17 protein-coding genes and 1 tRNA gene are annotated in these 22,933 nt (G+C 59.6%); 10 read left to right on the top strand and 8 right to left on the bottom strand.

The window, feature by feature from the left end; translation table 11 throughout:
* Positions 1-84 precede the first annotated feature (84 nt).
* Positions 85-167, top strand: a tRNA-Leu gene (locus tag BBAG_RS07715).
* Between the two features lie 534 nt (positions 168-701).
* A complete protein-coding gene (locus BBAG_RS07720; RefSeq protein WP_003825169.1) occupies positions 702-1,163 on the top strand; it encodes an Hsp20/alpha crystallin family protein in 462 nt (153 codons plus the stop codon).
* 445 nt (positions 1,164-1,608) lie between these two features.
* Here the strand turns inward: BBAG_RS07720 and BBAG_RS07725 are convergent, their stop codons facing one another.
* The 4 genes from BBAG_RS07725 to BBAG_RS07740 form a co-directional block, all read right to left on the bottom strand.
* The gene (locus tag BBAG_RS07725; protein WP_050754784.1) at positions 1,609-2,463 is read right to left on the bottom strand and encodes a DMT family transporter; all 855 of its coding nucleotides are present in this window, start codon (positions 2,461-2,463) and stop codon (positions 1,609-1,611) included.
* 333 nt (positions 2,464-2,796) lie between these two features.
* Positions 2,797-5,325, bottom strand: coding sequence for a X2-like carbohydrate binding domain-containing protein (locus tag BBAG_RS07730; protein WP_003825174.1), 2,529 nt, complete (start codon positions 5,323-5,325; stop codon positions 2,797-2,799).
* Between the two features lie 274 nt (positions 5,326-5,599).
* Positions 5,600-6,661: an alpha/beta fold hydrolase gene (locus BBAG_RS07735; protein ID WP_003825175.1), complete on the bottom strand. Its 1,062-nt coding sequence runs from the start codon at positions 6,659-6,661 to the stop codon at positions 5,600-5,602.
* A 117-nt stretch (positions 6,662-6,778) separates the two neighbouring features.
* Complete coding sequence (locus BBAG_RS07740; RefSeq protein WP_003825176.1) at positions 6,779-9,421, bottom strand: S9 family peptidase; 2,643 nt, start codon at positions 9,419-9,421, stop codon at positions 6,779-6,781.
* 254 nt (positions 9,422-9,675) lie between these two features.
* On the opposite strand from BBAG_RS07740, the gene BBAG_RS07745 reads away from it, so the two are divergent.
* From BBAG_RS07745 to pknB, 7 genes are read left to right on the top strand one after another with little or no spacing between them, the layout of a single operon-like run.
* Entirely contained in the window at positions 9,676-10,377 is a 702-nt protein-coding gene (locus BBAG_RS07745; protein ID WP_033508724.1) for an FhaA domain-containing protein, read from the top strand.
* Between the two features lie 24 nt (positions 10,378-10,401).
* Complete coding sequence (locus BBAG_RS07750) at positions 10,402-10,932, top strand: FHA domain-containing protein FhaB/FipA (RefSeq protein WP_003825182.1); 531 nt, start codon at positions 10,402-10,404, stop codon at positions 10,930-10,932.
* Between the two features lie 7 nt (positions 10,933-10,939).
* A complete protein-coding gene (locus tag BBAG_RS07755; protein WP_003825183.1) occupies positions 10,940-12,592 on the top strand; it encodes a PP2C family protein-serine/threonine phosphatase in 1,653 nt (550 codons plus the stop codon).
* Positions 12,589-14,016: an FtsW/RodA/SpoVE family cell cycle protein gene (locus tag BBAG_RS07760; protein WP_003825184.1), complete on the top strand. Its 1,428-nt coding sequence runs from the start codon at positions 12,589-12,591 to the stop codon at positions 14,014-14,016. Before BBAG_RS07755 ends, BBAG_RS07760 begins: the two co-directional genes overlap by 4 nt.
* A complete protein-coding gene (locus BBAG_RS07765) occupies positions 14,013-15,479 on the top strand; it encodes a peptidoglycan D,D-transpeptidase FtsI family protein (protein ID WP_003825186.1) in 1,467 nt (488 codons plus the stop codon). Before BBAG_RS07760 ends, BBAG_RS07765 begins: the two co-directional genes overlap by 4 nt.
* Positions 15,476-16,435 carry a serine/threonine-protein kinase gene (locus BBAG_RS07770; RefSeq protein WP_003825187.1) on the top strand — a complete coding sequence of 320 codons (960 nt, stop codon included), beginning with the start codon at positions 15,476-15,478 and terminating at the stop codon, positions 16,433-16,435. Before BBAG_RS07765 ends, BBAG_RS07770 begins: the two co-directional genes overlap by 4 nt.
* The gene (gene pknB / locus BBAG_RS07775) at positions 16,432-18,486 is read left to right on the top strand and encodes a Stk1 family PASTA domain-containing Ser/Thr kinase (RefSeq protein WP_003825189.1); all 2,055 of its coding nucleotides are present in this window, start codon (positions 16,432-16,434) and stop codon (positions 18,484-18,486) included. Before BBAG_RS07770 ends, pknB begins: the two co-directional genes overlap by 4 nt.
* 125 nt (positions 18,487-18,611) lie before the next feature.
* Here pknB and BBAG_RS07780 read toward each other — a convergent pair whose 3' ends face one another.
* From BBAG_RS07780 to BBAG_RS07790, 3 genes are all read right to left on the bottom strand, one after another.
* On the bottom strand, positions 18,612-19,256 hold the full coding sequence (locus tag BBAG_RS07780) for an anthranilate synthase component II (RefSeq protein WP_003825192.1): 645 nt from the start codon (positions 19,254-19,256) through the stop codon (positions 18,612-18,614).
* Between the two features lie 62 nt (positions 19,257-19,318).
* On the bottom strand, positions 19,319-20,500 hold the full coding sequence (locus BBAG_RS07785; RefSeq protein ID WP_407921671.1) for a class E sortase: 1,182 nt from the start codon (positions 20,498-20,500) through the stop codon (positions 19,319-19,321).
* Positions 20,422-21,222, bottom strand: a complete 801-nt coding sequence (locus BBAG_RS07790) for a DUF881 domain-containing protein (RefSeq protein WP_033508772.1) — start codon at positions 21,220-21,222, stop codon at positions 20,422-20,424. The genes BBAG_RS07785 and BBAG_RS07790 overlap by 79 nt, the downstream gene beginning before the upstream one ends.
* Positions 21,223-21,350: 128 nt before the next feature.
* Between BBAG_RS07790 and crgA the strand changes: the two genes are divergently transcribed.
* Entirely contained in the window at positions 21,351-21,794 is a 444-nt protein-coding gene (gene crgA, locus BBAG_RS07795) for a cell division protein CrgA (RefSeq protein WP_033508730.1), read from the top strand.
* 350 nt (positions 21,795-22,144) lie between these two features.
* On the opposite strand, the gene BBAG_RS07800 is transcribed toward crgA, so the two are convergent.
* Positions 22,145-22,864, bottom strand: coding sequence for a rhomboid family intramembrane serine protease (locus BBAG_RS07800; RefSeq protein WP_003825199.1), 720 nt, complete (start codon positions 22,862-22,864; stop codon positions 22,145-22,147).
* Between the last annotated feature and the right edge of the window lie 69 nt (positions 22,865-22,933).

Consider the following 22,933-nt stretch of genomic DNA (forward strand, 5'->3'; position numbering starts at 1 on the left):
CCGGCTTGGGGCGTATCCCTTTCATCAATCGCGACACGCCGATTTGCATCACAGATAGTAAAGGTGTAAATTAGTTGATTGTCTGCGAGCGTGGCGGAATGGTAGACGCGCTGTCTTCAGGTGGCAGTGAGTGTATGCTCGTGGGGGTTCAACTCCCCCCGCTCGCACGAGCCGAAAAGGGCTGGAATCCAACGATTCCAGCCCTTTTGCTTTGCTCAAAATCGTAAAAATCTAACAAATGTACTAAAAATCTGCCGCAAGTGTGTCCGATTCGGGAGAAAAAGACAAACACACACCCTCAACACAACCCCACATGTCCGAATCTGCAGAAACAGACACGCAGGGTGCGTCTTAGTGAGTTTGCGTGTCCGAATCACCAGAAACGGACGCATGGGGGTACAGATTTAGGGTTACACATATCCGAATCCGGAGAAACGGATACGCGGAACGGAACGTCCATTCCCTTTGCCGGCGCAATCGCAAGTACTTCACTGTGAGCATAATTCCGGAATGATCGTCGCCCGGAAGAGTTGGGTGGAGTGAAAGGTCAAGGTCAGGAGCCCGGAAGGGTTCCGGATGCAGCAACGAACCCGGTCGCCGATGTCGCTGGATGGTGACGCCGCAGCGGCAATCGCACGGCCGGCTGCCAAGCCGCATTACTCCGCGCGCAGAACGCGCATTTTGCTTAAGGAGCACCGATTATGGCAATGTTTCCGGCTTTGATGAATGACACAATGTTCTCCGACCTGTTCGACGATCCGTTCTTCGAGGGTTGGCGCAACATGGACCGTGCTATTACGCGCGACCCAAACATGTCGATGGGCATGATGAGCACCGACGTGCGCGAGTCCGATAACGGATACACCGTCGATATCGACATGCCCGGCTTCAAGAAGGACAACATTTCCCTGGAGCTGCAAAACGGGTATCTGACCGTTTCCGCACGCCGCGACAGCGCACACGAAGACAAGGACAACAACGGCAAGTGGCTGCGCCGCGAACGTTACGTCGGCTCCTGCTCGCGTAGTTTCTACGTTGGCGAAGACATGAAGGACTCCGACATTCACGCCAGCTACAAGGACGGTACGCTGTGCCTGGAACTGCCGAAGCCGCAAGAGCAACAGCAGGTCGAGTCCAAGCATCGCATCGCCATCGAAGGCTGACGTCGGCAGACTGACGAAGCGGCGTATAGCTGCCAAGATCGTCTTGACTGCATGCAACCGCATACACGGCGCCACATACCAGAACAAGTAGCGCACAAGCCGGGCACCCGCAACAGGTGTCCGGCTTGTTGCATTTCCAAGACTTCCCGCGTTTCCGGAATTTTTCGTCCGCCAGTAACGACCTACACCCCGCATGTCCGATTCGGGAGAAATAGACATCCAAGCGCACTTCCCTATCCCCTGGATGACCGATTCACCAGAAACGGACATCCTGGCATATGCTTTCCTCTCCTGCATGACCGATTCGGGAGAATCGGACACTCGGAGGGTGAAAACCTGAAGAGCACGATCCCCGGCGCCAACCCAGAGATCCCGCCAACCCAGAGATCCCGCCAACCCAGAGATCCCGGCAACCCGGCAACCCGACAAGCACGGCAGCCCGCACCTAGCGCACTAGGAACACCATCACGATGATCAGGATGAAGCCCACTAGGTCAGCCGGCCCGAACACCACACCGGTGAACAGCACCGCGGTCAGCGTCGCCATCACCGGTTCGATCGTGCCGAGCATGGTCGCGCGAATCGAGCCGATGCGCATCACGCCCGCCATAAACAGCGCGTATGCGCCGAACGTTCCCAGAACCACGGTGAACAGCAGCATCGAAACGCTTGCCACGTCGAATTTCGGCAGGTGCGCCCATGGCTGCACGAAGGGGCATAGCACCAGTCCGGAGATCAGGAACATGATGCCGTTGGTCACGAAATTGCCCCATTTGGCGATCATTGCGGTGGGCATGATCGATAGTGCCGATGTGGCGATGGCATTGGCCAATCCCCATGCCAGGCCTTGCGGCGGCAATGCCAGGGTGGATAGGTTGCCGCCGGTGGCGATGAGTACGGTGCCGATGAAAGCGAGTGCCACGCCGATTGTCTCGCGTTTGCGGGGCATGCGATGGCTCATGATGCACACCCAGGCAAGTACCACCAGCAAGTTCAGGCTTTGCAGAATGGTCGCGGTGCCGGAGTTGGTCCAGTTGATGGATTGCAAATATGAGACTTGCCCGACGAGCACGCAGCATAGTGCGAGCGCAAGGTATTTAGGGTAGGATGGCACGTCTTTGGCTGCGCCGACGAGTTTGTTTGGACTCATGATGCCGCCTGCGATAAGAAAGAGGAGTCCGGCGAAGAATTCACGTATGCAGGCCAGCCACAGCGGGTCCACGCTGTAATTGCTCATCAGCAGTTTCGATACTGTGGCGTTGCACCCCCATATTGCCCCGCCGATCAGCACCAAAGCCATGCCGACCAATATGGATTTGGCGTCGCTGCTGAACGAGATGATGCGTGATGTTCCTGTCTTCTTGCTCCTGTTCACAGTGCCAGTATGGCACTGGTACCGAACTGTGCTCGCAAGGCCGGCATCGTGCGGTTATGACGTATGGTCTGCCATTGACCATACCAGCCCAGCACCACGTGAAACATTGTGTGAAACATCGCAAGCGGCATGATCGGGTCATCATCACAAGCACCACGGCCACAAGCACCGCGACCATGGAAAAGGCGCACGCCGGAAATCCTCCCGGCGTGCGCCCGAAACACGCGCTCGCAAACCTTTCGGCGCTAAAACGCTGCGTCAGTCACGGCGACGCAGCTTCAGCATTACGCCAGCCGCAAGTACCAGTACTGCAGCGGCAAACGCCACACCAAATACGGCGGAACCGGTGTTGGCAGTAGTGCCGTCGGTCTTGCCGGCGCTGGTCTTGTCTGCCTTGTCGGCCGCCGGCTTGCTTGGCGCTGCCGGGCTCGGCGACGGCTGTGGCGTGGATGGCGTGCCGTCTGTAATCGTCACCGTGAACTTCACGCGTGCACCACGGTTGAAGAAGACGGTCACAGAGCCTGTGCTTCCGGTCTTTTGCGCATTGAGGAACGTGCTGGTCAGGCTGATGCCGGATCCATCCGCGTTCACAACGTAATCCTTGCCTGCGGTGAGCGACGCGTAGTCATATTGCACATCGCTTACGGTGTTGCCGTTGAAGTTGATGCCGACGTTCAGACCGGCGCTATTCTGCCGCTTGGATGCAGCATCGTACTTATCGTAGGTGAACGCATTGCCGGCGCTCAGCGTGGCGCTAGTCACCGTCGTACCGTCGTTCAGGTTCCAGATCTGCGTGCCGTGGTACGGATTGGCGGTGCCGACGCTCAACCCGGAATCGGTCACAGCAAAGACGCGCAGACCATGGTTGTTGTTATCGCCGAAACCGTTACGGGTGATGGTCTGGAAGTTCACGCCGTCAGCGGTGACGACCAGGTCGCAGCCGCGCTTGTCGGACGTTGCGGAACGCAGGTATTTGCACACGTTCACGAAGTAGCCGAAGTTGTCGACGTTCTCCTGGTTGAGCCATTTGTCAAGCTCGCTGGTGACGGAATCCGGCAGCATGGGCTTGATGGACTCGTAGATCTTGAGCAGTTCCTCAAGCATGGTCTGGAATCGGATGCGGTCTTCGAGCGTATAGCTGTCTGCGGAGAGCGTGGCGATGCCATCGGCATTCGCGTCGGTCTGTTTGGCGTTCAGATCCTCCTGCATGGAGCCCATCAGGGATTCCATCCGCTCCAGCTTGGCGATCTCGCCATTGGAGGCATCGGATTCGGCGCTTTGCGTGGCGATGCCGGCCTTGGCATCCGCAGAGGCGTTCGCGGATGAGGAACCGTCGCCCTTGATCTCCTCAAGGAACTTCTTGATGTATTCGATCTGCTTCTTCCACTGCTCCGGAGTGCGGTGGAGGATGTCGCCGTTGGCGAATTGGGTCACAGGGTAGGACAGGTCGCTGATGTCGAAGGTGCCGGCATACATCTTGCCGTCATACGACTGCATACGCCATACGTACTGGTTGAGGTGGCGGCTCGTATCGCTTTCCGCGGCAAGACCGGCTCGCATGGTCTCACCGTCGATGGTTCCGATCGGATTGCCGAAGTACTTATTGTTATCTTCGCCTGCCACGAGTTCGAAGTTCTCGTCCGCATCCATACGCCACAGGTTGACCGGGTTGGCCATGTCGTTGTACAGGTTTTCGAACTTGCCTTTGAGCGCATCCGGCAAAGCCACCATCGGATCGTTATACCCTCCGATATACAGATGGTTCTTATACACCACCAGATTGGCCGCACCGGAACGGGTGGCACCAAAACCATAGTCGTAGCGGGCGCCGTCCTTCGGGCTGCCTACCAGCGGCGTGTACTTCCAGCTGCCGTCGTTGGTCTGCTCGCCGCGGAACAGCGCGAACGACTGCTTGGTGCCCGCGCGGCCGGTGACAACGGAGATGTACAGTTTTCCATTGAATACGGTCATGTCCCAGATCGCACCGCCGAAGATGTTATCGGCGTAGCTACATGCCGGATAGTCGAGCAGATCCTTCTGCGTGGCGATCACCTTGAACGAATCCTTGCCTTGGGAAGGATCCGAGGAGGCTACGATGTAAGCCCCGTCATCACCGATCATGCTGGCGACAAGCTGGTTGCCCAACACCGCAAGACCGCGAATGCCGACCGAGTAGCCCTTCTTCTGGGCTGCCGGAGACAGTGGCGAGGACTGGTAGACGATCTTGGTCGCGTCGGTTGCCGGATCGACCTCCAACAGGTACGGTTTGCCGGTGGCGGCCGCGGAGAAATACAGCTTGTCGTGGAATTCGATGGCCGCACGATACCCGTTCACATTGATGTCGTCGCCCAAGGATTTCTGCACCGGCATGGCCACGATCTTGACTTCGCCGGTAGCGGTGTTGATCTTCAGCAGCAAACTGCGATTCTCGCCGTTGTCGAGGAACAGTTCACCATTGAACGCCACATCAAGTGCTGCCTTGAGTTTGCTGTAGGTGGTGCCCATCTTGCTGGCCATCAGTTTAAGCGTACTGCCCATGGCCGAATAGCACGTGCCCACATACATCCAGTCACCATAGCCAACGGACGCCCACGAATAATTCTGGCCACGATCCGCATCCGCGTCGGCGGCGGTAGGCGTGCCGTTGGCGTCCACGTTGACGATGCCGTCGTTCTCGCCAAGACCGGCGTTCGGATGCGAGATCTTCGTAGCGGTATAACCGGCGCCCTGCTTAACGCTTAGCCCCGGAGCCTGCGCGGCCGATGCAACCCCAGCCGGAAGAAGCATCGAGCATGCAGCAACCAATGCGACCGCTGCCGTCGCAATGCTATGGTGATGTGTTTTCGCCGATTGCATAAGATTCCCTTCTCTTCGTGCTCAGACGAACGATACAAGCGATACAAAACACCTGCGATAGAGGGGTATACCCCCTATTTAGCCATCCACTGTATGCAAGGCGCGCGACGTGCAGATTACCTGCGTCGATCGTGCTGCCGCATGCCAGGTCCCAACCTCACCACCATGCCCTATCACAGGCCCGCCGAGACTGCCCCAATCCCTGCTACAGGCTTGGCGCCGGAGTATCGAAAAAATCAAGAATCCGCTCAACGTAAGGTCCGAGTATCGCGTTCGGCATGGAGAAGATCTCATGAAGCGAATCGTCGTACCGGACTTTTTCGATCGGGCTTCCACCCGCGCGCACACGCTCGACGAACCTGTCCTGCGGCTCGTTGAGCACCCACACGTCACGCCCGGATTGAAACAGCAGGATCGGCGTTTCGATACTGCCGCACGCATTTGGCGCAAGTATGGCACGACTGAGCTTCAACGCCTGACGCACCCACTGGAATGCGGGCTTATAGGTCTGGTACGCCACATTGTTGCACCGCAACCGGTGGAAATAGCGTTCACGCGGCTCGCTGGCACCCGGGTTTTCATCAAGATCAAGAGGCGCGGACGGATCGAAATCCTTCTTGCCGAATACAGGCCTGCGCCCCAACCCCAAGCCGCATAGCGCACCGACCAGCGGCCGGGCCAGCCACAGCGGCATGCCGGTCTGCGGGGCGATCATCGGCGAAGAAAGCACCGCCTTGTCGAACAAAGCGGGATGCTGTTCGAGCACCGCAGCGCCGATGCCGCCGCCCATCGAATGGCAGTACAGGTACAGCGGCTGGCCGTTCGCGTATTCCTGCCCCACGGTTTCGGCGAATCCCGCAAGATCGGCCGCATACCTACGCCAATCGTCGATCCACACGTTGCACCGGTCATCCGTGTCGCGCGCGGAGGCGCCATGCCCACGATGATCGATCGCACACACCGAATACCCGGCGAGCAGGAAATACCAGACCATTTCATCGTATTTTTCGGCGAACTCGGTGAACCCGTGGCTCAACACGATGCAACCGCGGAATCCGGCGGAAGCGCCCTGATTGTTTTCCGCGTCGAACTTTGCGGCATCATAGGCGAGATAGTGCAAGGTCCCACCCAACGGCCTGATCCCCGCGCCGCGTTCAGCAGGCGAGGGATCGAAACGCCCTTCGGTCAGACATGCCTTAAGCGCCGGCTTGACGGTATTCGCCATGGTTTCGGCGTAATCGTTCTCCTTGAGCAGGGTCACTTCCATAATCGTCTCCCATCAGTCGCAGGCCGACTCGCACTCAGCCAGCAGGCCGGCCTGCAATCCGGTTCACCAGTCCGATTCATAAACCAGCCCACAGCCAGCCCGCAGCCATTCGGCGAGTCAGTCAGCGAGCGCCTTGCGTAGAAAATCGCGTTGCAGCAACAGCAGGTTCTCCGCCACGGTTTCGTCGTTGGTCATATGCGTGATGCCGGTGAGCGGCAGGAACGTGTGCTCACGACCGGCCGCCATCAGCGCCTGACTCAACCGCAGGCTGTGTGCGATGGTGACGTTGTCGTCCGCAAAACCGTGGATAAGCATGAGCGGGCGGGTGAGGCGCGGCGCGTCGGCGATGATGGAGTTGCGTTCGTAGACGACCGGATCGAGCCCCAGGTAGCGTTCCGTGTAGTGGGTATCGTACAGAGTCCAGTCGGTAGGCGGGGCGCCGGCGCAGGCGGCATGGAACACGTTGGGCGCGTCGAGGACCGCGAGCGCGGAGAGGAATCCGCCGAAGCTCCAGCCGATAATCGCCACCTTGTCAAGGTCGGGCTTGGGGCCGTTCTCCCAATCCAGCTGCGGCAGCGCCTTCACCGCTTCGATCTGGTCGGCGAGCGAGACGCCCTTCATATCCTCGAACATCTCACGATCCCACTTGGGGCCTCGACCGGTGGTGCCGCGACCGTCCGCAGTCAATACGATATAGCCTTGATCGGCCCACCATTGCGCGTCCCAGTAGAAGGATGAACGGAACACGACCTGCTGGAAGCCGGGGCCGCCATACGGTTTGACCAGAACGGGCAGGGTGGCTGCATGCGCGTAGGGGCTGGCTTCGCTTGGCATGGTGATGGCGGCAAGCAGATGATGCTCGCCGGGCAGGGTGGCGAAGCTGGTGTTGGGGAGGAACCCTGGGTCGGCGGCGTTGCTGGTGATCACTGCCGCCACATCCCGAGTGTCCGATTCGGCCGAATCGGTCATCCATACCTGTTCTGCACCCGTCTGGATGTCCGATTCTCCAGAATCGGTCATGCGTGCTGAATCGGAGGCGCCACTGGTGTCCGATTCGGCCGAATCGGTCATCTGAGCAACATTGGATGGCGTAGGGATGTCCTTTTCGGGAGAATCGGACATCTGGGAGTCTTGGGGGGATGTCTGGATGTCCGATTCTCCAGAATCGGACATTTGGACTGCGGGCAGGTGCGCCACGTGGATCATGGTGGTCGCATTCGTGCCCATCATGCCGCCGCTGACCACTTCGCCGCGCATGCCGCGTGACGCGGTCCATACGCCGGGCTCTCCCACCAGGGGTTGCACGTTGCCGTTGTAGTCGATGCTGACCACATCATGGCATCGGGCGTCATGCAGTTCCGCGGTCTCCTGCCATGCTTCCGGCACGTCGGGCGCGAGCTCCGGATCACGCTGCACCACGCACAGCACGTCGCCATCGGTCACATCCAGCACGCTGCGCACGTTCCATCCGACCGGGGTGAAGGCTTTGCCGTCCACGGTCAGTCGATTCGTGTTCGCTTCCATGTCGTTCAGCGCGCATACGAGTCGCCCGTCGTCGGTGAGTGCGGGCAGTCCGTCGACGATGTCGATCCACTGGCCGTTCGCATGTTCTTCCAGCAGGTAGGTTGCGCCGTTGTCGTCTACGGCAAGTACCTGATCGTGGTTCTGGCGCCTGTTTTGCACGAGCAGCAGCGGGCAGCGGTTCTTCTGCCATACCACGCGCGCCACGTACTCGTAGGCTTCGCAGTCCCATTCGATTTCGTGGAATGCAACGATGGAGTGACGGCCCTGATCGTCGAAGTCGAGTCGCAGCAGGTCGAGGTGTACGTCGGCGTTGGCGGTCAGTGCACGCGGGTAGCGGCGTCCGGATGCTGGATTGCCTGGGTTGGCGGGGTCGCTGATGTACCACATCGGTTCGGGCGCAGTGTCGAAGGATTCGACGATGATCTGGCGCGAATCCGGCCCCCACCAGAAGCCGTCGTATCGGTCCATTTCCTCTCCGGCTACGAATTCGGCGAGTCCGACTTTCCAGGTGTTGGCGACTTCGTGCGTGCCGGTTTGCGCACCCTGGTTGTCCGATTCGGCCGAATCGGACAATACGGTATCGTCGTTGTCATCGTCATCGTCCGCTTCGACGCTGGCGGTCAGCAGGGTGACGTTGCCGTCGGCTTCGCCGTTGTCGGCATCCTTCCATTCGCGGATGCTTACCAGTTGCAGTCGTTCGCCGGTGGTGTAGAGCACGTGCTCGCCGTCTGGGCTGATGCGTGGGTTGAGCACGGGTGCGGTGCCGGCTTCGACGCTCAAACGTCCGGCGCACAGTTCGCGCACCGAGGCTTTGCCGTCGCCCGCATTGTCTGCGCTATCCGCGCTACATACATTGCCCAGTTCAGCCAGGAACAGGCGGCCGTTCAGCGTGAACACCACGCGTGAACCCGTCTCGTCCACCGAATAGCTGACGATGCCGGAGCCGCCTTCACGCGCACGCTCCCTACGGGCGCGTTCCTCGGCTGGCACGTTCTCACTGTCCGCGTTGGAGCCCAGCAGCACACGCGGGTCGGCGATCAGCGTCTCGTGATGCTGACCCGCATCGTCAAACCAGCTCATCCATAGGCTGGTTACGGTGTCTTCCGGCCCATCCGAACGGAGGAACAGGGCGCGCGTACCGTCGCCTATCGCCTGCGCGGAACGCGGGGCGCCGCAGGTGAAACGCAAGGTGCGGGCCTTCAAACGGGGGTATTCGTCAATCGCTTGCTCATTCATAACCACCACCTTACCTATCAGGTCTCTCCTATCGTGCGAAATACCCGCATTTCCCGAAGAGAAACGGCTATTTTCCGCTCTTTTCGCCAGGTCGGCCACGACTGCCTGTTCTTCCCCGATTTCCGGACTGCCTGCAACGTTTCAAGCATGGAATCCACCGAATCATCGGCAAAAAATCACAATTCCTCAACGTATTAATTAGCACCTGTTGCGCCCATTGCGTACACTGGTGAAAGATATAGAAAGGGATGACTATGAGCGTTCTCGACCGTTTTGAGAAAAGCGTGGAAGGCGCAGTGAATGGAGTGTTCTCGAAGTTCGGCTCCAAAGACCTGCAACCTGTGGACCTATCCAGCGCACTGGAACGTGAGATTGACAACGAGGCCATGCCCGTGGGCCGCGACCGTACAGTCGCCCCGAATGAGTATCGCTTTAAGCTGAGTACACCCGACTTCGACCATATCGAACAGTGGGGCAGCGAAACGCTCGCAGATGAGCTTGCCGATAACCTCACCAATTATGCGCGCAGCCAGCATTATGCATTCGTGGGTCCTGTTGTGGTGATTTTCGAGGAGGATCTCGATCTCGCCAAGGGAAGTTTCAAGCTCACCGCAGCATCCGTGCAGGGCAACGCCGTTCCCGTCACCACTGACGAGCAGAGCCAGGATTGCCCGCTGCTGGAGATCAATGGCAGCCAGTATCTGCTCACTAAGGAGAAGACGATTCTGGGTCGTGGCTCCGGCTGCGACATCGTTATCGACGACCCGGGCATTTCCCGCAAGCATTTGGAAATCGACGTCACGCCCAACGGTGTGATCGCCCGCGATCTGGGTTCCACCAACGGAACGTATGTCGAAGGCCATCAGGTTCCCGCCGCCACATTGCTGGACGGCAACACCATCACCATTGGCCGTACCCGCATCCTCTACTGGGCTTCGTCTCAGGAACAGGAGTGATGCCGCTGACGTCAAGGCCTTAGTATGACTGAACTTACGTTTGCGCTGCTGAAATATGGTTTTCTAATCCTGTTATGGGTGTTCGCATGGCTTGCCGTGCGGTCCCTGCGTAAGGATATCGAATCGTTCAGCCCGCGCCCATCCCGTTCGCGCCAGCGCCGGAAACGTCGCGCCCATCAGGCGTCTTCCGCCACAGCCAATGCCATGGCGGAACCGCAACGGTCGAATGTCTCCTCACCGCGCCCAACGGCTTCCGGCAACGAACCCACACTGCTGGTGATTATCGACGGGCCGTTGGTCGGCTCGTCCATTCCTCTCAACGGCGAGGCGATCACCATGGGGCGTTCCGCGTCGAATACCGTGGTGTTGGACGATGAATTCGTTTCCTCGCACCATGCCCGCATATACCCTGATGCGGCATCCGGGCAGTGGGTCATCGAGGATCTCGGTTCGACCAATGGCACTATCGTCAACGATCAGCGTCTTAACGTTCCGACGATTCTTCCGCCACGCATGCCGGTACGCATCGGTGCTACGACCTTCGAGCTGAGGTGATACGCGCATGACTGACGACACCCAGCAGACCCTGCCATTGCAGCAGGCTTCCCCCGCTGCGACGAGCCAACTGTTCCTATATTCCACTACCGTGTCCGACGTTGGCACGGTGCGTGCGAACAATCAGGATTCCTCTTTTGCCGGCGAGCATCTTGTGGCCATCTGCGACGGTATGGGCGGCCATGCCGGAGGCGATACGGCATCCACTATCGCCATCCGGTCGCTGGCGCATATCGAGCGTGAGGATCGCGAGCAGGATGTCGCCGCGATCGCCTCGATGATGGAGACGTCCGTCATGGCGGCGCATGACGCCATTGTCGGCAAGGCGAGGCATGAGCGCAAGCTTTCCGGCATGGGTACGACGGTGACCGCCGTCGCTCTGGTGGACGATTACTGGGTGCTCTCCCATATCGGCGACTCCCGCGCGTATCTGCTGCGTGACGGTGCACTCTGCCAGGTGTCCCAGGATCATAGTTATGTCCAGCATCTGATTAATACCGGCCGCATCACCGAGCAGGAGGCGAAGAACCATCCGCAGCGCAATGTGGTGATGCGCGTGCTCGGCGATTTCGATATCGACCCGCATCCCGATATCGCCGTGCTGAAGGCGCATCCTGCCGATCGTTGGCTGTTGTGCTCGGATGGCTTGTGCGGCGTGCTGGAGAATTCCACCATTGCCGACGCTTTGTTGTCCATGTCGAATCTGACCGAATGCGCGCAGCATTTGGTGAGCATGGCGTTGCGTGCGGGAAGCACCGATAACGTCACGGCTGTGATTGCGGATGCGACCCTGGCTCTTGACGTGCATGCGTTCGACCTGCCGCATCAGACCCCGCTTGTCGGTGGCGCGGCGAGCTCCAGCCTCGAACCCATTGCGGATATCGTCAACGAACCGGTGGCTGCGGCTCCGGCCTTGCGCGACGAAGGATCCCCCGCGCAGCGTGCCGCGGCGCTGATGCAATCCTCCGAGGCGCGTAAGGCGCGTCACGACGACGATGACAAGCCGAAACTCGCGCATCCTTCGGCGGCACGCGAAGAGGAAAGCACGCTATCCACGCCTGATACCGGTGAGATTCCCATCGTACAGAAGGCCGATGGCGCGTTGTCTTCCGACCCCAATGACCCACAGGTGGCCAAAGCCATCGAGGTCCAGCAGGAGAAGCAGCGCAAAACCGCGCATAAGCATAAGCGCAACAGGCGCATTACCGTGATCATTGCCATTCTGGTGCTGCTGCTCGCCGGCGCGGGCGCAGGGTATACCACCTACCGGTGGAGCCAAACCCGCTACTATGTTGGCGAATCCAACGGCAAAGTGGCGATTTTCCAAGGCGTTCCCACGAATATTTTCGGGTTCAGCCTGTCTCACGAGGTGGAGCGCACGTCGATAAGCACCAGTGATCTTCCGCAGACATGGCGCGACGAACTCACCGAAGGCATTACACGCGACAATCTCGACGAGGCGCGGGCGCATGTGAAGTATCTGCGCAGCGAGAACGACAAGCTGCACAGCACCAAGGATGCCGGCAATTCCGGCGATTCCAAGGATTCCGGCGACGCTTCGAAGGGCGGCGCAAAGGATTCATCGCAGCGCAACGATTCGAGCGGCACTACCGGCAATAGCGGCTCGACCAACTCCAAGCAGAGCGAGGACAAGCAATGATCATGCGCCGTCTTCGCCAGCTTTCACTGCTGCTGTTCTCTTTTCTTATCTGCGGCATGGCCTTTTTCCAGCTGTTCGCCCGCACCGGCAGCACCATACCCACGAATTTCGCGGTGCTGCTTGGCCTGGTCGTCGCACTGTCGCTGGTGTTCTGGGGGCTGGTGCTGCATTTCCTGCCGTATGCGAGTCAGGTGATCCAACCTTGCGTACTGCTGCTGACCGGGCTCGGCACGGTGATGATCGCCCGTATCGATCATGAGCACGACACCGAGGTCGCCACACGGCAGCTGATGTTCGTCTGTCTGGCAATCGTGTTGAGTTCGATACTGATCGTGGCCATGCGCGACTACCGTATTCTGCGCAGGTTCTCCTATGTCAGCATGGTGGTCGGCCTGGTGTTGCTGCTTTCCCCCATGCTTCCCGTGCTCGGCCAGAATATCAACGGCGCGCGCATCTGGATCCGCATCCCCGGTCTCGGCTCCCTGCAGCCGGGTGAATTCGCCAAGCTGTTCCTTGCGTTCTTCTTCGCGGCCTACCTGTTCGACCATCGCGACCAGCTGGCTGTCGGAGGCAAGAAGATCCTTGGCCTGCAATTGCCTCGAATCCGCGATCTTGGCCCGATCATCATCGTGTGGATCGCCTCGATGGGCGTTCTGGTGCTGCAGCATGATCTGGGTACGTCGCTGATGTTCTTCGCTATGTTCGTCTCGATGCTGTATGTGGCGACGGGCCGTGCCAGCTGGATTGTGATCGGCGGCGTTGCATTCGCCGCCGGAGCGGTCGCGGCGTCCTCGCTGTTCAGCCATGTCGGCGCACGCGTAGAGGCATGGCTGCATCCGTTCGACAACACGTTGTACAACCGTGCCGTCGGCGGGTCCTATCAGATCGTCACAGGCCTGTTCGGTCTGGCTTCCGGCGGCCTGTTCGGCACCGGCCTGGGCCAGGGGCATCCGTATCTTACGCCGTTCGCCAATTCCGATTACATTTACGCCTCGTTGGGCGAGGAATTCGGTCTGGTCGGCTGTTTCGGCATTCTGCTGCTGTATATCATCATCATCGCCTCGGGATTCATCACCGCCATGAAGGTCAAGGATGGTTTCGGCAAGCTGCTGTCCTCCGGTCTGGTGTTCACCATGGCGTTCCAGGTGTTCACCGTGGTCGGCGGCATTACGCTGGTGATTCCACTGACCGGCCTTACGCTGCCGTATATGGCGGCAGGTGGCTCGTCCATGGTCGCCAACTACCTGTTGGCGACACTGCTGATTATCATTTCGAACGCCGCGAACAAGCCCGCTCCCGAGACGCTTTCCGAAACGTTCCAGCATGAAGCGCTTGCCGCGCTGCGCGATCGTGAATTGAAGGAACGGGAAGCCGAACGCGCATCCAAAACCGCTCGCAGGGCAAAGGGAGGTGCGCAATCATGAACAAGATGCTGCGCCAATTGTTCGTCGCGGTAATCGTATTGTTCACCATTCTGGGGCTTTCCTCGTCGATTATCACCGCGATCCGAGCCAACGAGCTGAATGCCGACCCGCGCAACGTGCGTGCGCTGTACCACGAGTACGGTACCCAACGTGGGTTCATTCTCACGTCCGACGGCGCCATCATGGCCAAATCCGATGCGACGAACGATGCGTTCAAATTCCAGCGCTCCTACCCGAACGGACCGTTGTATGCGCCCGTGACCGGCTACTTCTCCATCAGCCAGCGTGCCGACCGTGGCATTGAGGCGTCGCGTAATTCGCTGCTGTCGGGAGAATCCGATTCGCTGTTCTGGCAGCGCATCAAATCGGTGCTTACCGGTTCGGAGGCGAAGGGCGCCACCATCGAAACCTCCATCGATTCGAAGCTGCAGAACGCGGCCTACCAGGCACTAGGCTCCCAGTCCGGCGCCGCAGTGGCCATGGAGGTCAAGACCGGCCGCATTCTGGCCATGGCGTCAACGCCCAGCTATGATCCGAACGAGCTGACCTCGCACAACAACAAGACGTTGAACGAAAACTATGCCCGGCTGACGCAATCCGCGTCCAGCCCCATGGTGAACAATGTGACCAGCCAGCTGTTCCCACCCGGCTCGACGTTCAAAACCGTGGTGGCCGCCGCGGCGTTGGAAAGCGGCAAATACGATACGAACACGCAGATTCCGGCCGGCGCCAGCTACACGCTGCCCGGTACCGTCACACAGCTGACCAACGTGGAATGGCAGGCCAACGGTTCCAATGGCAAGATCAGTCTCGAGGATGCTCTCGCCTACTCTTCCAACACGGCGTTCGCCCAGCTGGGCGTAAGCCTCGGTCAGGAGGCGATCGCCAAACAGGCCACCAAGCTTGGTTTCGGCAGTTCGGTTGTGGTCGACGGCACGTCGTCGACCGGCTCGCCGATGAAGGCCACCGCTTCGGTGTTCCCCTCGTCCATGACCGAAGACAAGCTTGCTCTGGCATCCATCGGGCAGGGCGATGTGACCGAAACGCCGTTGCAGAACGTGATGATCGCCTCGGCCATCGCCAACGGCGGCAAGCTTATGCACCCCACGCTGGTGGATCGCGTACGCGCCAATGATCTTTCCGTGCTGAGCGAAACCAAATCCTCGGTGATGAGCACCGCGTTCAGTTCCGATACCGCTAGCAAGCTCACCACCATGATGAAATCGGTGGTTACGAAGGATTCGCCGTCGTTGGCTCCCAGCGGCGTCAGCGTAGCCGCGAAAACCGGTACGGCGCAGATCGGTGTTGCGAACAATGCCATCGACGGCTGGGTGATGGGCTTCGCCCCGGCTGATGATCCGAAGATCGCCGTAGCCGTAGTGGTGCATAACACCACCGGGTATGGTGTTGACGCGGCCGGCCCGATTTTCCGTTCCATGATTCAGGAGGCGATGCAGCAATGAAACTCGTTGAAGGACGACTCATTCACGGCCGATACCGTCTCGATGCACGACTCGCGCAAGGCGGTATGGGCGAAGTATGGAAGGGCTGGGATATCCAGCTGAACCGCCCGGTGGCCATCAAGGCGTTGCGTTCCGACATCACCAACGCCGAGGCCAAACTGCGCCGTCTGCGTGCGGAAGCGCATAATTCCGCCAATCTTGCGCATCCGAATATCGCCGCGCTGTTTGAATACTACGAGCATGACGGCATCGGCTTCCTCATTATGGAATATGTGCCGTCGAAGTCGCTGGCTGATCTGTACCACGAGTATCCGGGCGGTATGGATCCGTTGCAGCTGCTGCCGATCCTTATCCAGACGGCCCGAGGATTGTTCGTGGCGCACAGCCATGGTGTGGTGCACCGTGACGTCAAGCCGGCGAACATCATGGTCGGCAGCAATGGCGATGTCAAAATCACGGATTTCGGAGTGAGCTATTCCACCAATCAGGAGCAGATCACTCAGGACGGCATGGTGGTCGGCACCGCGCAATACATCTCGCCCGAGCAGGCGCAGGGCGAGCAGGCGACACCGCAGTCCGACATCTACTCGCTGGGCGTCGTCGCCTACGAGGGAATCGCCGGGCATCGCCCATTCACCGGTGCCACGCCTGTCGATATCGCCGCGGCGCACGTCAACGACACAGTGCCGCCGTTGCCCGATGCCGTGGATTTCCAGTTGCGTGAGTTCATCATGTCGATGCTTTCCAAGGATCCGCGTGACCGCCCTGCCGATGCGCTGGTAGTCTCCCGCACCCTGGCCCGCATCGAACGCCGACTGCTCGACCAGCAGACCGAGCTCAACGAGGCGACCATCGTCTCGGGGCGCATGCCGCGCAGGATTTCCAGCACGCCGCATCTGCCATCCATCATCACTTCCGCCCCCGCTAAACATAATCTTTGGAAGGAGCAGCAATGAACATGCCCTCTTCTCTGGCCAACGGTCGCTATCAGATAGGCCAGCTCATCGGGCGCGGCGGCATGGCCGAGGTGCACGTCGGCCTTGACACCCGTCTCGGCCGCACAATCGCCATTAAGATTATGCGCGCCGATCTGGCGAACGATGAGATCTTCCTGACCCGCTTCCGCCGTGAAGCGCATTCCGTCGCCCAGATGAACAACGCGAATATCGTGAACATCTACGATTCCGGCGAGGAGATGGTCACCGACGAGAACGGCCAGTCCGAACGCCTGCCGTATCTGGTGATGGAGTATGTGAAGGGTCAGACCCTGCGTGACATCATCCGTGTGAACGGACCGTTGTCGCAACGCGACGCCGCGCAGGTGATGCTGGGCATGCTCAGCGCGTTGGAGTATTCGCATCGCATGGGCGTGATTCATCGTGACATCAAGCCGGCGAACATCATGATCTCCGATCAGGGTGCCGTGAAGGTGATGGATTTCGGCATCGCCCGCGCATTGGACGACTCCGTTGCCACCATGACCCAGTCTCAGGGCGTGGTCGGCACCGCGCAGTACCTCTCCCCCGAGCAGGCGCGCGGCGAGACCGTGGATATGCGTTCCGACCTGTATTCCGCCGGTTGCGTGCTGTATGAGATGCTGACCGGCAAGCCGCCGTTCACCGGCGATTCGGCGGTGGCTATCGCATACCAGCATGTGTCCGAAGTGGCGACCCCGCCTTCCGCGGTGGTGCCCGGACTGCCGAAGATGTGGGATTCGATCTGCGCCAAGGCCATGGCCAAGGATCGTCAGAACCGCTATGCCACGGCCACCGAGTTCAAGCAGGACATCCTCACCTTTATGAACGGCGGCGAACCGGTTGCGGCCGCGTTCAACCCGCTCACGGATCTGACCAATATGAAGGCGCGCAAGCAGGCCGAACAGGATGCTGCCACCGTTGCCTTAAACCAGGGGGAAAGCGGGACCGCAACCCAGGCGTTCAATCCGGTGACAGGCCAGTTCCAGCAGGTTTCGCCGTCGAATACGCTGGCGCAGACCCGTGCGGCGCAACGCGCCCAGGCGGCTAAGGCCAAGCGCAAGAAGCAGATCATCATCGGTTCGGTGATCGGCGTGATCGTGCTGCTGTGCGTGATTGCCGGCGCGTGGTTCCTGCTGAATCCAAGCAAGTCGAAGACGGAGCAGATGGTCACCGTGCCGACCATCACCTCGTCCATGACCAAGGATCGCGCGGAGGCCGCCATAGAAGCCGCCGGATTCGAGTTCAAGGCCATGACCGACAACGATTCCACCGAGCCTGCCGGCACGTTCACCAAGCAGAATCCGGCCGGTGGTGCCAAGGCCAAGAAGGGTTCCCTGATCAAGGTGTGGTTCTCCGCGGGCCCGCAGAACGCCCAGATTCCCGATGTGAAGGGACTAAGCCAAAGTGAGGCGCGCAATAGGCTCGAATCGTATGGGTTCAAGGTGCAGACCAGTGTGAACTCCGAAGACAGCGCCACAGTGGACAAGGACAAGGTGACTCGCACCGATCCCGCCGCCGGCACGTCGCAGCCCAAGGGCACGTCGATTCTGCTGTTCGTCTCCTCAGGCATGACCAAGGTGCCGGACGGCTTGGCCGGCCAGACCAAGGATGCCGTCATCAAGTCCTTGCAGAGCCTTCAGTTCAGTGTGATCACCGAAGAGGCATATTCCGATTCGGTGGCCGAGAACATGGTGATCAGCGTGAATCCTAATTCCGGCACGTCGGTGGCGCAACGTTCCACGATCACCATCACGATCTCCAAGGGCAAGGAGCCCACGCCGAAGGTCACGGTTCCCTATGTCACCGGGCAGACGTTCTCCAGCGCCAAGCAGATCTTGGAATCGCTGGGGTTCACGGTGAAGCAGCAGGGGTCTACCGATGAGACCGATCAGGTGATCGGCCAGAATCCTGCTTCCGGTGAGGCCGATAAGGGCGCCACCATCACGTTGACCACGAAGTCGAGCAGCACTGGCGGCGGCACGACTCCAGGCACTACGAACGGCAATACCGGCAACAATTCCAACAGCTGATTCCAATCGCTGCAATGTAGAATCGCAAAAAGGCCGGTATGAGTGATGCCGCCTGTTTCCATAGAGGAACAGGCGGCATCACTCATATCGGCGTGCTATGGCGCCGTATAGGTGCCGTATCGGCGTTATTTGTTGACGCGCGGCTTAAGCCCTGCGGCATTGGCCACTGCAGTGGTCTGCCCGCACACGGCCAGCCAGTTCGCCAGCAGACGGTACCCGCCTTCGGTCATCACCGATTCGGGGTGGAATTGCACGGCGTACATCGGCTTGTTCTTCACGCGAATGCCTTGCACGATATGGTCGCCTTGCGTCCATGCGGTCACTTCCAGCGTGTCCGGCACGGAGTCCGGTTCCACGGCCAGCGAATGGTAGCGCGTGGCGGTCATCGGATTGGCGATGCCCGCGAAGATCTCATCGTCCACATGCTCTACCGGGCTGGTTTTGCCGTGCATGATCGTCGGCGCATGGCTGACGGTGCATCCATACACCTCTGCGAGCGCCTGCAGGCCGAGGCAGACCCCGAACATCGGCTTGTTCTGTTTGGCACATAGGCGGATCATGTCTTCGCTGGCGCCGGATTCGGCGGGTGCGCCCGGCCCGGGGCTGATCAGTACGCCGTCGTAGTCCGCGGTCACGGTTTCGTCGCTGGGGTCGATGGCGTCGTTGCGTACCACGTCTACGGTGGCGCCGAGCGTCTTGAGGTAGCCGACGATGGTGTAGACGAAGGAATCGTAGTTGTCGATCACGAGGATGCGTGCCGAATCGGTCATGGTGTCTCCTTTGGGAAGCTTGGTTTGGCGGCTGGTGTGCGTGTGTGCGGGCGGTGTGCCGACTAGTTCAATGCGACGTAGTTGCTCATTTGCTGCATGATGGGTATGTGGGACGCTGCCCAAGGGAAGCCCCATTCGAACAGTGATGCCGCGGCGGCGAACAGCAGCAGTGCCGTCAGTAGGATTCGGATGGGCAGCACGCCCGGTTGGAGTCGCATCAGCGTGCCGTAGATGCTCGCGTCGGGCTGCGGGCGCTCACCTTGCCTGATGGCGCGTATCGCCGGCCACTGCCAGGCCACTGCGGCCGCGATGAAGAAGATGAGCCAGGCGAGGAGCGCTCCGCGCACGTAGGGGGCGAGGGAGCCCATTTTGGCTGCCGGGGAGAGGTATGCGGTGGAGTTGGCGGCGAATTTCACTGTGCCGTCGTTGCCGGTGGTGGCGAGTTCCTGTGGCATGCCGTCGGCTACTTTCGCCCAGTATTTCAGTTCGCCCCATACGATCCATCGGCTGGTCGGCGTGCTGTATTTGGGTTCGCATGTGGTCAGGGTGATCATGCGTGTTGTTGCGGCGGCTCCCGGGTTTTCGGGGTTCGCGGCGATGACTTCGGTGTCTTTGGGCGACACGATTTTGTATTTGGTATAGGTGTATACGTACCAGTAATCCTGCGAGCGCACGATGATCGGGTCGCCGGTCTGGAGCTTGTCCACGTCTCCCAGCGGCTGGCCGTAGCCATTGCGGTGCCCTGCCACGGCAAAGTTGCCTACCTGCCCGGGCATCTGCGTGTCCGTGTAGTGGCCGAGTCCGTGCCGGGCCAGTTGTGCGGCGTCGGTGCCTTCTACGATATTGCGTTCCCAGTTCTGGCCGAAGCGTGGAATGTAGATTTGCGCCACCAGATCGCCGTAGTTGGCGCTTTCCGGCTGTACGGGGGCGTCTGCCTGCTGTGCCTGGGCGATTTTCGCGTTGGCTGCCGAAGCCGGGTCGGACCAGCTGGTCTGTTCGCGGGTCTGCGCCTGCACACGTTCCGCCTGCACGCCGGTCCACCACATCTGCCATGCGATGTATAGGGCACATATCACGGCCAGGGTGATGAGTATCTCCGCTATTATGCCCATAAGCTGGCGCATGATGCCGGGTCGGCGTTGTGCTTGCGGCTGTGCTCCATGCTTCACTGGTCGTCGTCTCCCTTTGCCGTGTTGGTGTCCGTCGATTCCGATTCCTGGCTGCCGCCTACCGCCTTCGCGTATTTCAATGGCTGCAGCAGCTTGGCGCACTGATCGAAATGCAGGTTCTTCTTCCGGTCGACCTTCCATCCAAGACCGAAGGCACTCACGTATTGCTTGTAGATCTTAATGGTAGGCGAAGCGTCCAGAGCCTGGATGAGATCGTCCGGATTGCCGATGGCGGAAATGGTGAATGGCGGCGAGTATTTTTTGCCGTGCAGTGAGATGACGTTGCCTGAGCACATGACCGCCGAGTTGAACAGCACGCGCTGGTCCATGACCTTCATGTATTCGGCGCCGCCTTCCCATAGGGCGTTGATCACGGCTTCGATGTCTTGCTGGTGGATCACGTATTTGTCGATGTCCGCCGACGACCCGGATGAGTCCACCGCCTGTTTCCACATCGGCGAATCATCCAGGGTGACCGTTACGCCGGGGCCTTCCACGGCCGGCATCACGGTGCTGGAGTCTCCGCCGTCGTCTTTGTTGTTGGGCTCGTTGTCGTTGGTCGATAGTTTGGTCATGGTGTTCACGTCGTTGCTGAGCGCGTTCACTTCTTTTTGCAGGGTGTTGACCTGTTTGACGCGTTGTTCGACCAATCCGGCCGTGTCGGACGAGACGGTGCTGGTTTGGTTCACGCGTAGATTGGTGACGAACAGGTAGCCGGTGATTGCCACGACGACCAGCACTGCGACGCTGCCCACCATGGAGCGCCTGACACCGTGTTTAGTGCTGTGCCTGCTCATACACGACCTTTCGACGGCAATACGGATGCTGCGCATACATCTTTTGAGATATAGGGCAAGCCTTATTCGCTGCTTTCGAGTGTAGCCACTATGATAACTTCTAGCCTACTTGAATGGAGCAAATACTGATGGCTGACGAAGAACTGCAAGCAAACGGTGCGGAGGAGCAGAAGGACCTGCAGTCCGCAACCGACCAGACCGATCTCATCGACGACGCTGCCGATGACGATACGGATAGAGCTTCCGAAGACGATTACAGTGTCGATATGGATCAGGTCGAGGCCGTGCTGAACGCCACTGCGGATAAGAACATGATGACCCCGCAGATGCAGCGCATGATGGCTCGTCAGGCGGAAAGCACCAAGCGCGTGGAAGAGTCCATTAAGGGCACCAAGTCGAATCCGCGCTGGTTCGTCCCCCTGTTCTGTGTGCTGATGGTGATCGGCCTGATCTGGGTCGTCGCCTATTACCTGACCGGCAAGTTCCCGATTCCGGCCATCGGCGTGTGGAATCTGGCTGTTGGTTTCGTCATCATCATGATCGGCTTCCTTATGACAATGTGGTGGCGATGATTGTCGGATAGATGTTATCCACATTATCCACATTATCCACAAAGGCCTGAAGCGTTATGTTTCAGGCCTTTTCTGTACTTCCACACCGAGTTATCCACATGTTATCCACCACTTATCCACTATCCGGCCACCAGTTACCCACACCCAAAGCACACTTACCCACAAGTTACCCACAGGTTATCCACAATCTTTTCCACAGGTGTGGAAAACTACATGTGTGTAATTACGCGACGGTGGTTTCCAACCGCCGTACGAATGCGCATACAGCGATGCCCCGGCCGTTCAGACCAGCCAGGGCATCGAAACTAACCTCATATGCGACAAGCGGCTCCTGCCACCAGTCGAACCTGTCACAACAGACGCGACGGCGCGCACAGTAGCACCACGGCCACCAACACCACCACGACGGCACCACCGAATACGCCCATGCGCCAGGTCAGCGAGCGGCCCCGCGTTCCCGGAACGGCCGCCGTCAACAGCGCGGCCAGCACCCCGCCGGTCACGAACCCGCCCACATGCGCCTGCCAGGCGATGCCGCCCATCACGAACGGCATGGCGAAGTTCACCGCCATCCACACCAGCATCGATCGAATATCCGCGCCCACACGTCGGAACACCACCAGCATCGCCGCAAACAGGCCGAACAGCGCCCCGGAAGCGCCATACGCGGCGGTCCCCCAGTCGCCGGTCAGGCGAGCCCATACCATCAAGCCCGCGGCTCCGCCAAAACCGGAAATAAGGTAGAACGCCAGAAAACGCCAATGGCCGAGCATACGTTCCAGCATCGGACCGACCGACCACAGTGCCAGCATATTGAACAGGATATGCAGCACGCTTGGCGCATGCAGGAACATGGATGTCAGCCACGTCCATGGGCGCTGCACCATAAGCACCGGAGCGACCATGCCCCAATTCACGATTGCGGCGAATACGGGGGGCATAAGGTAACGGGCGATGATCTCCACCAGCCACACGGCCACGCACGCCACGATAATCGCCGTGGTGACGACCGGCTCACCGGCGGCCCAAGCGTACCTGATCTCCTTTTTGCTGGGAATCTTGAAATTCATGGCATTTATGGTATCGGGCGCGTTGCCCAATAACCGACCGTATTCGGCGAAGCCGCGGCACACTCCACC

This window comes from Bifidobacterium angulatum DSM 20098 = JCM 7096 (genome assembly GCF_001025155.1).
GTDB lineage: Bacteria > Actinomycetota > Actinomycetes > Actinomycetales > Bifidobacteriaceae > Bifidobacterium > Bifidobacterium angulatum.